The organism is Bordetella sp. (genome assembly GCF_057362025.1).
Window position 1 is genome coordinate 1 of the sequence record NZ_JBMQQZ010000034.1, and the last position, 16,127, is coordinate 16,127.

The window sequence follows — 16,127 nt, forward strand, 5'->3', positions numbered from 1 at the left end:
CGATGCCATGGGCAAAGGCGACGCCATGGGTAAAAGCGATGCCATGGGCAAGCATGACGCCATGGGCAAGCACGACGCCATGGGCAAGGGGGACGCTATGGGCAAAGGCGACGCGATGAAGAAGTAAGGTCTCCCACCGGCGGAAAAAAGGCGGCGGCTGCCGCCTTTTTCCGTTGGGCAGGCCGAACGTCGGCCTGCCACGGCGGGGAACGGGGCAGGCATCGGCCAGGCCACGGTTGGCCCACGGGCCCCATCCGTCCCTTGCATCTTTTGCACACGGACGTTACTATTAATGCGAATCGTTCTCATTTTTGTATCCAACCGGCTCGCATCCTGGCCCCATGGCAACCTCCCCTTCCCGGCTTTTCCTCGTCGGCCTGGTCGCGCTCGCGCCGGCAAACACCCTGGCCCAGAACACACCCGCCACCCCATCCGCATCGAACTCCGCCCAGGCAGCGCCCGCCGGAACCGCGCAGTTGCCGACCGTGCATGTCGTAAGCGACGGCGAGGCCGACGCCCCGTTCAACCCCGTCACGCCGCCCCAGGTCAACAAGTCTTCCGTGCCTCTGTCGGAAACCCCGATGTCGATCACGGTGGTGCCGCGGTCGGTGCTGGACAGCGAGCAGGCACAAACGCTGGCGGATGCCTTGCACAATGTGCCCGGCGTGGTCGCCAACCAATTCGGCCGTCGAGGCTGGGACGATCTGATCATTCGTGGACAGGTCGCCTCCGATTCGCTGTTCCTGGACGGATTGCGCACGTCGGCCACCAGTCGCGTGGCCGAACAGTTGTACGGCCTGGAACAGGTCGAGGTCCTGAAAGGGCCGGCCTCCCTGCTTTACGGACTGGTATTGCCGGGCGGCCTGGTCAATATGGTCAGCAAGCGGCCACAGCCGGAGGCCTTTGCCAATGCGGACGTGACCGTCGGCAGCCACGACATGTACCAGGGCGCGATCGACATGGGGACGCCCCTTTCGGCAAACGGTAAAGCCGCGTTCCGCCTGAATGCCCTGACGGAGAACTCGCACGATGCAACCGATTACGTGTGGTTCAAGAACCGTTGGATTGCGCCGTCCCTGTCGCTGGATCTCGGGCCGCGCACCGACTTCACGATATTGACCAGCTACCAGGAACGCCGCTACGTGCGCCAGCAGGGCCTACCGCTGGCCGGGTCAGTGCTGCCCAATCCCAACGGCAGCATCCCGCGCGACCGCTTCATCGGAGAACCGGGCCAGGACCCATACCGTGCCTTCGAAACCCGCATGGGATACGCGCTGACCCACCGCTTCGACAACGGCTGGACCGTAAATCAGAACCTTCGGTGGCAGGAGTATTCGGTAACCGGCCAGGTGGTCACCAACGGCACGCTGGCGCGGGATAACCGCACGCTGAGCCGCACCGCCACGGATCAAAGCTGGAGCGGCGACACGATCACCCTGGACACCAATGCCCAGAGGACGTTCGCCACCGCCTTCGGCAAGCATGAAGTCACATTCGGCACCGATTACCTGCGTACCCGCGAAACCGTGCGGAATTTCAATTGCAGGGTCGGCACGCTGGATGTCTACAACCCGACATACGGCAGCCCCATTGTCTGCCCCGCCACGCCGCGCACCGCCAGCGACAGCACGATACGGTCGCTGGGCTTCTATGTGCGCGACCAGGTACAACTGGGCGAACGGTGGCGGGTGCTGGCGGGCCTGCGCCGCGATGACGCGTCCAGTTATGCCACCAATACGCTGGACGGCACCCGCACCGACAATCCGTCGAATGCCACGACAGGTTCGGCGGCCATCATGTACGAACTGTGGCCTGGCGTACGGCCGTACGTCAGCTATGCGACCTCGTTCTTTCCGAACAGCGGTACGGACGTCGACGGAAATGCCTTCGATCCGGAAACCGGGCGCCAGTGGGAGGCCGGCGTCAAGGTGGACCTGGACGACGGCAATACGAACCTGACCTTCGCCGTTTTCGACCTGCGCCGGCGCAACGTGCTGCAGGCCGACCCCGTCAACGACGGCTTCAGCATCGCCGTGGGCGAACAACGCTCCCGCGGCGCCGAATTCGGCATCGTGTCGGACCTGGGTGACGGGTTGAGCCTGTTGGGCGGCTATGCCTACACGGCGGCCGAGATCACCGATGATGGCGGCCAGTCGCCATCGACGCAGGGCGATCCCCTGGACAACGTACCGCGCCACAGCTTTACCATGACAGCCCGCTACCGCCTGCGTGGCGCCCTGCTGGGGTGGGAACTGAATGGCGGCGTGCGCGGCGAAAGCAGCCGCCACGCCTACGGCTACGAAATCCCGGGTTATACGGTGGTCGATGCCGGCGTCGGCTATAACGCGGACCACTGGCGCGCGGCGCTTACTGTCAGGAACCTGTTCGACAAGCAGTACTTCGCCGGCGGGCTGCGCAACGCGGTCGCGTTGGGGGACGACCGTACGGTATTGCTGACACTGGGATACCGGTACTGAAGCGGCTTGGATGGCTACGCGTCCACGTTGGCTATTCGAGCGATCGCGCGCAGCCTCTAGTTCCGGATATCCTGGATGAACCACTCCAGCGGCAATTCATGGCCAAGGCCCTGCGCCTTGGCCTTTCTGTACACCACCCCGCCTACCGACGAAAACTGCACGCCCCAGTTGCCCACCGTGTAGTAGAAGGAGATCTGGTCATCCCGCGTGCGGCCCGGTGCCTTGCCGGATATCACGTCGGTGTACACGGGCCAGTCCTGGGTCGGCAGCCGGGCTTTCTTGGGCCTGGGCAGCCGTTGCTGTTCTTCTTCCGTTCCGGCCACGTAGGCGCCCGGGCTGCCGGATATCCCTTTGCGAAAGCGTTCGGTTTCGGGCATCGGCAGTTCTTCCCTGCCCTGCTGGACCGCGACGTCGAAGCGCTGCACGATAGAGGCATCGATCTCGCGCGGCGTCAGCACCACCACGTGCATGCCCGGTTCCAGCCAATCGGCCTGCAGCACCGGCGCCATGCTGTCCGTGCAGGTGGCGACGATGTCGGCACCCCGCACGGCATCGCGCGGCGTATCGACCGGTACGACCTCCACGCCGAAACGTTCGGCGCATTCCCGGGCGAAACGCTCGCGGTTTTCGCGGTTGCGGCTGAAGACGCGCACGCGCGCGATCGCGCGCACGGCAAGGATGGCCTCCAGGAAGGTCCGGGCCATACCGCCCGAGCCGATGATGCCCAATTCGCGGGAGTTCTCGCGCGAAAGCAGCCGGGTCCCGATACCGGCGGCACCGCCCACGCGCATATGCTGCAGGTGACCGTCGTTGAGCAATGCCAACGGCTGGCCGTTGCCGGTACTGAACAGGAACACCAGCCCGCAGTAGGTGCCGGGTTCGATGCAGAATTTCTGCTCGCTGCCGCCCACGCCCTCGCCGCGCGGCCAGACCAGGATGTCGGACTTCAGGCGCACGGCAAGGATACCGTCGCTGGTGCCGTCCACCGTTCCCCAGCGGTAATACCCGTCGTCGCGGTCGCAGGGCACATACATGTCGATGCGCGGCCTGCCGATCGCCGCGCCGGTCAGCAGGCCGGCGAAGGCGTGTTCCTGTGCCTCGATGCACTCGCGCATGGTCAGCACTTTCTCGACGACTTCGTTATTGATCAAAAGCATGATTTCTCCAGGTGCACTGCCCGGCGCAAGCCAGGGGCGGGCTCAAAACGAAGGTTGAACGCCGGATCCGGGACCAGAGCGTGCACCACGGATTGCGCCTGCGCCAACGTACGACTACTGCGGTTGAATGCCGGACTTGCGTATGACGTCTCCCCAGCGCTGGCTTTCGCTGCGAATGAATTCCCTGAACTCCTCCGGCGTCGATCCCTTGGGTTCCGCGCCTTCGTCGACCAGCATTTTGTTCACGGCCGGCGCATGCACGAACTTGACGATTTCCCGCTGCAGCTTGTCGATGACCGGCTTGGGCGTGCCCTTGGGCGCCAGCACGCCGTACCAAACGCTGGACGCGTACCCCGGCACGGTTTCCGCGACGGTCGGCACATCGGGCAGGGCGGGGTTGCGTCGGGGCGTCGTCACCGCCACCGCGCGCAGCTGGTGGTTTTTCACGAAAGCCAGGCCGGCCGTCATGTCGGCGAAGGTCATGGTCACCTCGCCTGTCATCACGGCCTGGATGGCCGGCGCCGTCCCCTTGTAGGGAACGTGCAGCATATCGGCGCCGGAAAGCACCTTCAGCAACTGCGCCGACAGGTGCGCCGTGCCGCCCAGGCCGGAGGACGAGAAGGTCAATTTGCCAGGTTCCTTGTGCGCCAGGTCCAACAGGTCTTTCACTGTGTGGATGGGCGAGTCGTTCCTGACCAGCAGGACGGCCGGGACGTCGGCGATCAGGCTGACGGGCGCCAGATCCTTCTGCGGGTCGTAGTTCAGTTTCTTTACCAGGTAGGGAGCGACCACCAGCGGGGACGGCGAATCGAGGATCAAGGTATAGCCATCCGGCGCGGCGGCGATCAGCGACTGGGTACCCACCACGCCGCCCGCGCCAGGACGGTTTTCCACCACGACGGATACGCCGAGTTCCTGGGTCAGGTTCCTGGCCACCATGCGCGCCATGATGTCCACCCCGCCTCCCGGCTCATAGGGCGAGATCATACGTATCGGCCGGTTGGGATAGGACCCGCCGGACGCCGTATCCGCGTGCGCGGCAGAGTATGGGGTCAGGGCCATAAGGGCGTAGAGGACCAAGCGGCAAGGCAGCTTCATATCGTTGTCTCCGATCACCTTGGAATCGGCCGATGTCCCGGGGGACCCGGCCATGTTTATTAGTATGCTACGGTATACCATCATTGCCGCATCGACAATGATGCGTTATCCCGCATGACAGACCGCTTAAGCACATGCCGCGCAGGCGGCCGCGGGCAGCGGCGTGAACGACCCTGGCGATTCCCCCGTAGGCCGGGGCAGCGGCTTTCAGACCTGCGCGATTGCCTTTGCCGGGATGCTGCGCCGCGTATTCGGCGCCGGACGGTAAAACGCCCGGCGGTTGCCTGCCGGGCGCTCCTTCATCGGGCGATTCCGCCCCCGATTCGATCGGCCATGTCCACGGCCCCTGGGCGGTCAGGTATACCGGCGCTTATCCGGCGGCGGCGGGAAATACTGATACAGCCAGGTCTCGCTAAGAACCTGCTTGTCGCTGACTCGCCGGATGAACCCGCGCATTTCCACGGGATCGGTGCTGTCGCTGGTGGGATACCAATCGAACATCGCTCGAAAGCCCTCCACTTCGGGATGCAGCGAGAAGATCTGGAAGTCCTGGGTCCGGCCGTGCGAGACGGTGATCACGGATTCGATACGTTCGTTCTTGTCCATGCCGTGCAGCGGTCCGCCGACGAAATCGATGGCAAAGCGGCGCGCCCACACGGTGGGATAGTGTTCCCCCGGCGCCCACCCTTCGGTGAACCCGCCCATGCCGGTGCGCGTTGCCAGCACGCGCGCCAGCGTAGGCTGCACGGGTGCCAGCGCCGCCCAGTGCAGCTTGTAGCCGTAATGCAGGGATTGCCCCGCCTTGACCGGTTCCTTCGGGTTCCAGAACGCGACGATGTTGTCCAGGGTCTCGCCGGTGGTGGGCAGCTCCATCAGGTTGATGGCACCCTCTCCCCACGCCGTGGTGGGCTCCACCCACAGACTGGGACGGCGGCTATACCAGTCCACGGTGTCCTGGTATGACCTGAAATCGTGGTCCGTTTGCAGCAGACCGAAGCCGCGCGGATTGTTGTCCAGGTACACATTGAACTGGATGCGTTCGGGGTTGTTCAGCGGCCGGCAAATCCATTCCCCGTTGCCGCGCCACATGGACAGCCGATCCGAATCGTGGATCTTCGGATGTATCGTGTCGCACATGCGGCGTTCGTTGGTGCCGCAGCTGAACATGCTGGTCATGGGGGCGATGCCCAGTTGCCTGATGTCCTTGCGGGCGTTGACATGCGCATCGATGTCCATGATGACGCGGTCAGACAGGCAATGGATGTCGAAGCGATAAGCTCCGGTGATACTGGGCGAATCCATCAGGGCATACAGCACGAAGCGCGTGCTGTCCCGTGCGGGAGTCTCGAACCAGAACTCGACGAAGTCGGGAAACTCCTCGGTCGTTCCGATGTAGGTATTCACCGCCACGCCACGCGCCGACAACCCATACTGCCCGGTGTTGTCCACGGCGCGGAAATAGCTGGCGCCCAGGAAGGACACGATGTCGTACTTGTCGATGTTCGGTTGCTTGAACACCTTGAGGCCGGAAAACCCAAGGTCCCCCTTGAGCTGCCCGACGTCCACGCCGCTGCTGTCGTAATTGAACAGCTCCGGCCGGAAATGCACCTCTTTGGCGATGCGGGTCTTCGGGTCGATGCTGTGCATGCGAACCGGCGTGCGAAACCCCATGCCGACGTGAAAGAACTGCACGTCCAGCTTGCCCTTGCGTCCCCATAGGGAATGCGCGGCGTCGTACTGGATGGCATTGAACTGCTGCGGCGTCATGTTCGCCAGTGTCGGGGGCAGGACCTCGCGCGTGTCCACATATGGGCGCGTGGCCAGCGCCTTGGCACGATCCTGCAGGCGCTCGAAACTGAAGGGTTTGGCTTCGCCGTCGGCAATGTCCGCGAAAGCGGGCGAGGCAAGCAGGAAAGAGGCTGGCAAGCCCGTGCAGGCCGCCAAGGCCGTAGAGGCTTTGAGCAGTGATCGTCGGTGCATGGTACCCAAGGAAAACGGAGCCAAAGAAAGGGCGTGGCCGGAACCGCGCCACGCCCGTGCAGCCACATTGAACCATAGCTTGGAGGCCATCCGGGCGCGTCACCGCGCCTGCGCGGGGTCCCGGTGTCACTGCGTCACGAACCGACACGCCCGGAAAAGAAACGGCCGGCGGTCCGGATGGTCTTCGTGCCGGCTGGCGACGAAAGACCTGGCGGACGGCCGGGACGCCGATCGAGCGCGTCCCCTTTCCTTGCCGGGTATCAGGCCAGCAGATAACGGGCAGGACGCTCCGTCGACTGCGCTTGCATCGCGGGGTTGGGATTCTGCTTGGGTGTACCGGCGATTTCGATGACGACGGACCGCGACTTGGCGAGGTCGGCATGTTTGCTGCCATAGCCGACGCCCCGTGGGGTAAGGACGATGACGTCTTTATCGATGCCGCGGAGTACCAGGAAGTTCTTCACGGCTTCCGCGCGGGGCTTGGCGAATTCCTTGAAGAAAGGAAAGAAACTCTTGATCTCGATTTCGCGGACATCCATGTCCTTGGCGGCGTTGACCACCTGGTCGAGGGCCTGGCGGACCCGGTCGTCCTGGAGCAACTCGTCCACCGGACCGTCGACTTTCTCGATGGTGAACTTCACGTTCGAAGCGTCGCGGCCCGGACGCGCCTGGACGACAGATTCCGCGCGTGCTGCCTGGTAGGCCAATAAGGCATCGATGCCGGGCGCGGTGGCGACCAGCGGCTTGACTGCACTGCCCTCGCTGGGGAGGCCGCCCGCGATCGTGCACGAAGGGACGATGCCGCCGGGATGGTTGGTTATGCCAGTTCCGTACATGGTCATTTCTCCATAATGTCGGTGGGAATGCGGCGATGGGTTTCCCGCATCGAGCCGCGGGTTCCGGCGCGGATGAATCCGATGGCCGGCGCGCCCGCGTATCGGACGCATTGACCGCACGGGCAGGGGCTTTCGCTTCGGCTGCGGCGGTTTGGCGCTACGATAGCGATCGTCGCCCCGCCCCCTCCATCGCGCGAAGCCGCCGCCTGGCGGTGTGTCCATGCCCTCTACCGTTCAAGTGCCTCCTTCCCCTCCCCTGGTCGTCCTCGATGCCTGCGTCCTGATGTCATCCATCCTGCGCCCGCTGCTGCTGCGCCTGGCAGCCGAAGGGGTGTTCCTACCGGTATGGAGCGCCCGCATCGGCGAAGAATGGATACGGAATGCGGCAAGGCTATGGAAGGTCACCGTTGACGACGTCGCCGCATTATGGGAAGCCATGCAGCAGCAGTTTCCAGACGCCGACGCCGGCGACGTCCTGCCGTATGAGACGGGCCTGCGCTACAGCGACCCCAAGGATCACCACGTGATCGCCGCCGGACTGGCGAAACGCGCGCGTTGCGGCCTGCAGCGGCCCCCCGCCGTATGGGTGATGACCTGGAACCTGAAGGACTTCAATCGATCGGAATTGCGGCGCCTTGGCGTGGACGCATTCAATCCCGACAGGCTGCTGTCGCAGTGGTGGGGGCAATCGCGCGTGGCGGTGCGCATGGCGCTGCAGAGCGTGGCAACCGACGCAGCCGCCCTGGGACGCGAGGCGCAGCCGCTCGCGATCACCCTGCACCGCGAACGGCTTTACCGGCTTCGCGCACTCGTCGTGCAGGACCAAGCCGAGGAAGCGCACGGCACGCCCGGATCCCCCCCTTCTACGGCGCAGGCAGGCTGAACACGCGGAAGCGGCGTCAATGATCGTGATTGCTGGCCGCGAACCCGGCTGCATTCAGGCGCTCGATGACCTCGGCGATATGTTCGGGCCCACGCGTCTGCAGGACGAAATCGACTTCCACATTGCGTACCGGCAGCGCCGTGAAGGCCCTTTGGTGATGGACTTCCGTGATGTTGGCGTGCGCATCGGCAATGATGGCGGTGGCCTGCGCCAGCGCCCCGGGCAGGTCGCGCAGATCCACGCGGATACGCGCCAGGCGGCCGGCGCGGACCATGCCGCGTTCGATAAGCTCGCCCAGCATCAGCGGGTCGATATTGCCCCCCGTCAGTACCAGCCCTACCCGCTTGCCCCGGAACTGCGTACTGTCCTGCTCCCGGTCGCGCAGCATGGCCGCCAGACCTGCGGCGCCCGCGCCTTCGACCACGGTTTTCTCGATCTCGAGCAGCACCACGATGGCATGTTCGATATCGGCTTCGCTGACGAGTTCGATGCGGTCGACCAGGCGCCCCACGATCTCGCGCGTAAGTTCGCCCGGCGAGCGCACGGCAATGCCCTCCGCGATGGTGTATTGCCCGTGCGGCAGGCTGACGCCTCGAGTGGCTTCGTACATCGACGGAAAGCGCTCGGTCTGCACGCCGACGATCTCGATATCCGGCTTGATCGCCTTGGCGGCCACCGCGATACCCGATATCAGCCCCCCGCCGCCAATGGCGACGACCAGGGTATCGAGGTCTGGCTTGGCCTGCAGCATTTCCAGCGCGATCGTCCCCTGCCCGGCGATGACATCGGCGTCGTCGTAGGGATGGATCATGACCAGGCCGCGCTCCTGCGCCAGCAGGTAGCCATGGGTCTTGGCGTCGTCGAAGGTGTCGCCCGCCAGGACGACCTGCGCGCCGAAGCGGCGGGTATTGGCCACCTTGACCGTGGGCGTGAAGCGCGGCATGACAATGACCGCAGGAATACCCATGCGCTGGGCATGATAGGCCACGCCCTGGGCGTGGTTGCCGGCCGACACCGCGATCACGCCGCTGGCGCGCTCGCGCGCGTCGAGATTCAGCATGCGGTTCAGGGCGCCGCGTTCCTTGAAGGAGGCGGTGAATTGCAGATTTTCGAACTTCAGCCAGACTTCCGCGCCCAGTATGTCGGACAGCGTGCGCGAGTGCGAGAACGGCGTGTTCAGTACCTGGCCCTGTAACCGGCGATGCGCGGATTCGATTGCGGATAGATCGATCACGGAGGGCTCCTGGTAAATCCGGTGGACCGGCTCGCGGGCCGTGTGCGTCAACGCACCGGCAAGAAATTGAAAAACATCAGCCCTTGTGCGTAATTGATGCCGACCCGGCGGCCGTTTTCGCCGAGCAGGTTGGCGATCAGGTCCAGTCTGCCGATGATCGCGCCGAACTCCCGCTCGAAGCTCAAATTGGTCACGCTGGGGCTGATTTCGTTGGCCAGCAGCAGCGGCTGGCCTGCGCTGTCGCGGCGGCTGGCCAGCAGCCAGGCGGCAGCCTCGACGTTACGAGCGGCATTGTAGACGCGCTGGCTGTCCAGTACATCGGAGACATAGAAGCGCGTCTTGCCATTGTGCGCCGCGATGATGGTGTCGGCCAGGCCATAGATGAAAACGGCCACACGGTCGCCCTGGAAACCCGGGTCCAGCGACACCGCCAGGATCTGGATGTCGCGCAGCCCGGCCAGCGAGGGCGGCGGGGTGCGGTTGTCTATCATCGTGCGCAATCGTGCCACCGCGGCAGCCTGGTTGGCCATGCCCGCCTTGCGCCACTCGCGCGGATTGCGGCGGTACAGCTTGTCCGCAAGCGCATACAGGCTGTTCAGGTTGTCGCGCATTTCCAGGGTGACGGTGCGGTTGAAATCCGTCTGCATGACTTGGTCCGCGGACATGGATTCCGCGTCCGGCCTGCGCCCGTCGACGGATGGCGCTTGCGGGGACATACAAGCTGCAAGCGTCATGCTCGCTCCGATTGCCGCCAAGGCCATGCGCCCGCGTCGCTTCATGCCATATGTGCCTGTATTCCCGATGCTGCCTGATGCGTCGCGCCGCCCCGATGGGCGTACGCCGCGCCCCCACGATGGTGCGCCGCGCCTGCACTTTACCGCACCCGCGCGAAAAAGCGGGCGCCCGGCACCATCCCGCGGGCTGGCATACGGGCCGCCCCAAACGGAAACGGCACCTCGCGGTGCCGTTTCCTTGACGATGCCGGTAGTCCGGCCCCAAGCCGCCAACGACGGCCTGGCGCTGGCCCGACCCGCTTACTGCTGCGGTTCGGACTGCGGAGCCGAAGCAGGCGCGGACTCGCCCTGCTGGGGCTGTTGCTGCTGCTCGATGCCGCCGATCGCCTTGATGGACAGGCGCAGGCGGCCCTTGTCGTCGGCCTCGATGACCTTGACGCGGACGTTCTGGCCGACCTTCAACACATCGTTGATGTTGGCGATGCGGTAGTTGGCGATTTCCGAGATGTGGAGCAGACCGTCGCGGCCCGGCAGCACCTGAACGATGGCGCCGAAATCCAGCAGGCGCAACACGGTGCCTTCGTAGACCTGGCCCACTTCGACGTCGGCGGTCAGTTCCACGATGCGGCGTTGGGCTTCCTTGGCCTGGGCTTCGTCCACGCTGGCGATGACGATGGTGCCGTCATCCGAGATGTCGATCTGCGTGCCGGTTTCCTCGGTCAGGGCGCGAATGGTGGCGCCACCCTTGCCGATGACGTCGCGGATCTTTTCCGGATTGATCTTGATCGTCAGCATGCGCGGCGCGAAGGCGGAGAGTTCGCCGCGCGAAGCGCCGAGAGCCTCTTGCATCTTGTCCAGGATATGCAGACGGCCTTCGCGGGCTTGCGCCAGCGCGACCTGCATGATTTCCTTGGTGATGCCCTGGATCTTGATGTCCATCTGCAGGGCGGTCACGCCCTGCTTGGTGCCGGCCACCTTGAAATCCATGTCGCCCAGGTGATCTTCGTCGCCCAGGATGTCCGTCAGCACGGCGAACTTGCCGCTTTCCAGGATCAGGCCCATGGCTACGCCAGCAACGTGATCCTTGACCGGTACGCCGGCATCCATCATGGCCAGCGAACCGCCGCACACGGACGCCATGGACGACGAACCGTTGGATTCGGTGATTTCCGATACCAGGCGGATGGTGTACTGGAACTCTTCCGGCGCGGGCAGCAGCGCCAGCAGCGCGCGCTTGGCCAGACGGCCGTGGCCGATTTCGCGACGCTTGGGCACGCCGATACGGCCCGTTTCGCCGGTGGCGAACGGCGGCATGTTGTAGTGCAGCATGAAACGGTCGCGGTACTCGCCCATGAGCGCGTCGATGATCTGCTCGTCCTGCTTGGTGCCCAGCGTGGCCACGACCAGCGCCTGGGTTTCGCCGCGGGTGAACAGCGCGCTGCCGTGAGCGCGCGGCAGCACGCCCAGGCGGATGCTGATGGGACGCACGGTACGCGTGTCGCGGCCGTCGATGCGGGGCTCGCCGTTCAGGATCTGGCCGCGCACGATGCGCGCTTCCAGGTCGAACAGGATGTTGTCCACAGTGACCGAATCGGGAACGCCCTCGCCCGTTTCAGCGGCACGCGCGGCCAGCCGGGCCTGCACGTCGGCGTAGACTTCGCGCAGCTTGGTGGTACGCAACTGCTTTTCACGGATCTGGTACGCGGCGTTCAGGCCATCCTGGGCGGCGGCCGTCACCGCGGCGATCAGGGTTTCGTTCTTGGCTTCCGGCTTCCAGTCCCATTCAGGCTTGCCAGCATCGCGCACCAGCTCGTGGATGGCGTTGATGACGGCCTGCATCTGCTCGTGGCCGAACACCACGGAGCCCAGCATCACTTCTTCCGACAGCTGGTCGGCTTCGGATTCGACCATCAGCACGGCGGTTTCGGTGCCCGCCACGACCAGGTCCAGCTTGGACTGCTTCAGCTGCGAAGCGGTGGGATTGAGCACGTACTGGCCGTCGAGATAACCGACCCGCGCAGCACCGATCGGGCCGTTGAACGGAATGCCGGAAATCGCCAGCGCGGCCGAGGCGCCGATCATGGCGGCGATGTCGGGATCGATTTCAGGATTGACCGACAGCGTGTGCAGGACGACCTGCACTTCGTTGTAGAAACCTTCCGGGAACAGCGGGCGCAGCGGACGATCGATCAGGCGCGACGTCAGAGTTTCTTTTTCCGAAGGCTTGCCTTCGCGCTTGAAGAAGCCGCCCGGGATACGGCCGGCAGCGTAGGTCTTTTCGATGTAGTCGACCGTCAGCGGGAAGAAATCCTGTCCCGGCTTGGCCTTCTTGGCGGCCACGACGGTGGCCAGCACTACCGTGTCCTCGATGGACACCACGACGGCACCGGATGCCTGGCGGGCAATCTCTCCGGTCTCCAGCACGACCGTATGCTGGCCGTACTGGAACGTTTTTGTCACTTTATTGAACATGACGATTATTCCTTGCAAATGAAAAACCGTGGCCGCTGCGACAAGGTCGCACCGGCCACGGTTGCGTCATGGGGAACCGACCCCGTCGATCACTTGCGCAGACCGAGTTTTTCGATCAGAGCGCGATAAGCATCGGGGTTGCGACCCTTGAGGTAGTCGAGCAGTTTGCGGCGGCGGCTGACCATGCGCAGCAAACCGCGGCGCGAATGGTGGTCCTTGATGTGTTCCTTGAAGTGACCGGTGAGCTCGTTGATGCGAGCGGTGAGCAGCGCCACTTGGACTTCGGGGGAGCCGGTATCGCCTTGAGCGCGCTGGAATTGCGCGACGATATCGGACTTATTGATGTCAGCTACGGACATTTATTGACCTCTTCGGACATGCGCCAGGGCCGAGGTGCCATGGCGTGGGTTGGAAAAACAGTTGAAAAACGGAAATAGCCGTTGTTCGACAGCAAAAACCGACGGATTATAACTTATCGGTGAAAATTGTCAGGGCCCCGCCAGGCTGCCCCGGCATCAGGCCCGCGACATGCCGCGGGCCGGCACCCAGCCCGGCCGCACCCCCAGGAGGAGCCATGGCTGAGCAGACCCGCCCCCTATTCCATCGCCGTTGCGCGGCCGTGTTCATGTCTGTGCTGCTGGCCGCGCTGGCCGGCTGCGCCGACATGGCGGCGCGCACGCCGCCCGACACCCCGTTAAGCCAGGTCGTCGCGCAGTACGGCCGCCCCAATTTCACCTGCCCCCTGCCCGACGGCGGCCAACGGGTTATCTGGACCCAGCAGCCGCTGGGCCAGTATGCCTGGGGCGGCAACGTGGGCCCGGATGGCCGGATCGACCGGGTGGAACGCCTTCTGACGGACCAGCACTTTGCACTGCTATCCACCGGTGACTGGCCTGCCAACCGCGTATTGTGCGAGTTCGGCCCGCCGGCCATCGTCGACGAAGTCGGGCTGCCCAGCGTCCGCCAGGTGGTCTGGTCGTACCGCTACCGGGAGAATGACTCCTGGAATTCCTTGATGTACGTGTACATGGGCCGCAAAGGCGACCGTGTCACACGGCACCACCCCGGCCCGGACCCGATGTACGACCAGGATTGGGACTTCGCCCGCTAAGCCGGACAGGCCGGAAGCGGCCAGGCGCCGAAAGGCCCTGCGCCCCCTGTTGCTAGAGCTCCGATCCGCCGGAGCGGCCCCGGCTGCGCTGCAAGCGGCGCGCCCTGTTCCAGCGCCAGGCCAGGATGAACCAGCCCGATATGCCGTAGACCACGAAAAGCCCGAACAGGACCACCGGCGGATCGCTGGAAACGAAAACGAAGGCGGCCACTACCAGCAGGATCACCCAGAAAGGCACGCTGCGCCCCAGGGCGAAGCTTTTCCCGCTGTAGAAAGGTGCGTTGGTGACCATGGCGACGCCGGCGTACATGGTGACGCAGAATGCCGTCCAGGCCATGAAGGCGTCATGAATGGGCAGCTTGTTGTCCACCGCCAGCCAGACGTAGCCGGCCACCAGGGCGGCGGCCGACGGGCTGGGCAGGCCCTGGAAGAAGCGCTTGTCGACCACGCCGATATTGGTGTTGAAGCGCGCCAGGCGCAAAGCCGCGCCCGCTACGTACACGAAGGCGGCCAGCCAGCCCCAGCGGCCGAGTTCGTTGAGCATCCATTCGTACATGACCAGGGCCGGCGCGACGCCGAAGGACGTCATGTCCGACAGGGAGTCGTATTGTTCGCCGAACGCCGATTGGGTGTTGGTCAGGCGGGCCACGCGCCCGTCCATGCCGTCCAGCACCATGGCCGTGAAGATCGCGATCGCGGCAGCCTCGAACTGGTTGTTCATAGCCTGCACCACGGCATAGAAACCGGCGAACAGGGCCGCCGTGGTGAATGCGTTCGGCAGCAGGTAAATGCTGCGGTGGCGGTTCTCGGGATCGCGCATCGACAGTTTAGGCATGGCTCGCATCGTCGGTTGCAGGCAGGTCCGCCAGCACGGAGCTGGTCGCGCTGACTTTGTCTCCCAGCGCGACCCGGGGCCGGGCGGCGGGCGGAAGGTAGACATCCACGCGAGACCCGAAACGAATGAATCCGTAGCGTTGGCCGCGCGTCAGTGTGTCGTTCTTCCTGGCATAGCAAAGAATGCGCTTGGCCACCAGGCCCGCCACCTGCACGGCCGTGACGACATGGCCGCCGGGGGTGCGCAGCACCATGGCGTTGCGCTCGTTTTCCAGCGAGGCCTTGTCCAGCGCCGCGTTGAAGAACTTGCCGGGGAAGTACTGGACGTCCATGACCTGGCCGTCGACCGGCGCGCGGTTGGAGTGGACGTTGAAGACATTCATGAAAACGCTGATCTTCAGCGCGTCCCGGTCGGCATAGGGATCGCGTACCGTTTCGACGGCGACCACGCGGCCGTCGGCCGGCGAAAGCACCGCGGCGGGCGAATCCGGCGCCATCCTGGGCGGATCGCGAAAAAACTGCAGCACGAACAGCGCGATGATCCAGAAGACGATCGACGCCATCGGCGACCAAAGCGTGACCAGTATCGCCACGATGACCGCGCCGGCAAGGAACGGCCAGCCCTCTCGGGCGATGATGGGATGGGGATAAGGGGGTTTATTCATCGTAGGCGAAGGTTAACCGATATGACCCCGTTAGTGCCCGGGCGGGTGCGCCCGTCGCTGCGAGTATGCGACAAATTCGGCCGGGCCGCGAAAAGCAAAAGCGGCATGCAGGGGCATGCCGCTCGCGCAAGCCGCGTACCCGGCCGGGGCCGGGCGCGGGCTTAGTTCTTGGACTTGTCCACCAGCTTGTTGGCGGCGATCCAGGGCATCATCGCCCGCAGCTTGCTGCCGACCTGTTCGATCTGCGATTCCGCGTTGATGCGGCGACGCGACGTCAGCGTCGGGGCGCCGGCGGCGTTTTCCAGGATGAAGCGCTTGGCGTATTCGCCGTTCTGGATGTCGGCCAGCGCCTGGCGCATGGCTTCGCGGGTCTGCGCCGTAACGATCTTGGGCCCCGTCTCGTATTCGCCGAACTCGGCGTTGTTCGAGATCGAGTAATTCATGTTGGCGATACCGCCTTCATAAATCAGGTCGACGATCAGCTTCAGTTCGTGCAGGCACTCGAAGTACGCCATTTCGGGCGCATAGCCGGCTTCCACCAGCGTCTCAAAACCGGCCTTCACCAGCTCGACAGCGCCGCCGCAGAGCACGGCCTGTTCGCCGAACAGGTCGGTTTCGGTCTCTTCACGGAAGTTGGTCTCGATCA

At 64.5% G+C, this 16,127-nt stretch carries 13 protein-coding genes and 1 pseudogene; 3 read left to right on the forward strand and 11 right to left on the reverse strand.

Annotated features, from left to right (window positions below):
* Nucleotides 1-341: 341 nt before the first annotated feature.
* Nucleotides 342-2,477 carry a TonB-dependent siderophore receptor gene (locus tag ACO1P8_RS08015; RefSeq protein WP_486295369.1) on the forward strand — a complete coding sequence of 712 codons (2,136 nt, stop codon included), beginning with the start codon at nucleotides 342-344 and terminating at the stop codon, nucleotides 2,475-2,477.
* A gap of 56 nt (nucleotides 2,478-2,533) precedes the next feature.
* Here ACO1P8_RS08015 and ACO1P8_RS08020 read toward each other — a convergent pair whose 3' ends face one another.
* The 4 genes from ACO1P8_RS08020 to ACO1P8_RS08035 form a co-directional block, all read right to left on the reverse strand.
* Nucleotides 2,534-3,634 (reverse strand): ornithine cyclodeaminase family protein, encoded by a 1,101-nt coding sequence (locus ACO1P8_RS08020; RefSeq protein ID WP_486295370.1) that lies wholly within the window; start codon nucleotides 3,632-3,634, stop codon nucleotides 2,534-2,536.
* Nucleotides 3,635-3,748: 114 nt separating this feature from the next.
* The gene (locus tag ACO1P8_RS08025; protein WP_486295371.1) at nucleotides 3,749-4,732 is read right to left on the reverse strand and encodes a Bug family tripartite tricarboxylate transporter substrate binding protein; all 984 of its coding nucleotides are present in this window, start codon (nucleotides 4,730-4,732) and stop codon (nucleotides 3,749-3,751) included.
* Nucleotides 4,733-5,086: 354 nt separating this feature from the next.
* Nucleotides 5,087-6,712: an OpgD/OpgG family glucan biosynthesis protein gene (locus ACO1P8_RS08030; protein WP_486295372.1), complete on the reverse strand. Its 1,626-nt coding sequence runs from the start codon at nucleotides 6,710-6,712 to the stop codon at nucleotides 5,087-5,089.
* A 260-nt stretch (nucleotides 6,713-6,972) separates the two neighbouring features.
* Nucleotides 6,973-7,548, reverse strand: a complete 576-nt coding sequence (locus tag ACO1P8_RS08035) for an OmpA family protein (RefSeq protein WP_486295373.1) — start codon at nucleotides 7,546-7,548, stop codon at nucleotides 6,973-6,975.
* Between the two features lie 220 nt (nucleotides 7,549-7,768).
* Here ACO1P8_RS08035 and ACO1P8_RS08040 point away from each other — a divergent pair, with 220 nt between their 5' ends.
* The gene (locus tag ACO1P8_RS08040) at nucleotides 7,769-8,431 is read left to right on the forward strand and encodes a PIN domain-containing protein (RefSeq protein WP_486295374.1); all 663 of its coding nucleotides are present in this window, start codon (nucleotides 7,769-7,771) and stop codon (nucleotides 8,429-8,431) included.
* A gap of 16 nt (nucleotides 8,432-8,447) precedes the next feature.
* On the opposite strand, the gene ACO1P8_RS08045 is transcribed toward ACO1P8_RS08040, so the two are convergent.
* The 4 genes from ACO1P8_RS08045 to rpsO form a co-directional block, all read right to left on the reverse strand.
* A complete protein-coding gene (locus tag ACO1P8_RS08045; RefSeq protein WP_486295375.1) occupies nucleotides 8,448-9,665 on the reverse strand; it encodes a threonine ammonia-lyase in 1,218 nt (405 codons plus the stop codon).
* A gap of 47 nt (nucleotides 9,666-9,712) precedes the next feature.
* The gene (locus ACO1P8_RS08050) at nucleotides 9,713-10,444 is read right to left on the reverse strand and encodes a hypothetical protein (RefSeq protein WP_486295376.1); all 732 of its coding nucleotides are present in this window, start codon (nucleotides 10,442-10,444) and stop codon (nucleotides 9,713-9,715) included.
* A gap of 255 nt (nucleotides 10,445-10,699) precedes the next feature.
* Nucleotides 10,700-12,871 (reverse strand): polyribonucleotide nucleotidyltransferase, encoded by a 2,172-nt coding sequence (gene pnp / locus ACO1P8_RS08055; protein WP_486295377.1) that lies wholly within the window; start codon nucleotides 12,869-12,871, stop codon nucleotides 10,700-10,702.
* An 89-nt stretch (nucleotides 12,872-12,960) separates the two neighbouring features.
* Nucleotides 12,961-13,230: a 30S ribosomal protein S15 gene (gene rpsO, locus ACO1P8_RS08060; protein WP_486295378.1), complete on the reverse strand. Its 270-nt coding sequence runs from the start codon at nucleotides 13,228-13,230 to the stop codon at nucleotides 12,961-12,963.
* 215 nt (nucleotides 13,231-13,445) lie between these two features.
* Here rpsO and ACO1P8_RS08065 point away from each other — a divergent pair, with 215 nt between their 5' ends.
* Nucleotides 13,446-13,982, forward strand: a complete 537-nt coding sequence (locus tag ACO1P8_RS08065; RefSeq protein WP_486295379.1) for a hypothetical protein — start codon at nucleotides 13,446-13,448, stop codon at nucleotides 13,980-13,982.
* 52 nt (nucleotides 13,983-14,034) lie between these two features.
* On the opposite strand, the gene pssA is transcribed toward ACO1P8_RS08065, so the two are convergent.
* From pssA to ACO1P8_RS08080, 3 genes and pseudogenes are all read right to left on the reverse strand, one after another.
* A complete protein-coding gene (gene pssA, locus ACO1P8_RS08070; protein ID WP_486295380.1) occupies nucleotides 14,035-14,817 on the reverse strand; it encodes a CDP-diacylglycerol--serine O-phosphatidyltransferase in 783 nt (260 codons plus the stop codon).
* Nucleotides 14,810-15,481: a phosphatidylserine decarboxylase gene (locus ACO1P8_RS08075; protein WP_094843275.1), complete on the reverse strand. Its 672-nt coding sequence runs from the start codon at nucleotides 15,479-15,481 to the stop codon at nucleotides 14,810-14,812. The genes pssA and ACO1P8_RS08075 overlap by 8 nt, the downstream gene beginning before the upstream one ends.
* 161 nt (nucleotides 15,482-15,642) lie before the next feature.
* Nucleotides 15,643-16,127 (reverse strand): annotated as a pseudogene (locus tag ACO1P8_RS08080) (ketol-acid reductoisomerase); the annotation flags it as partial.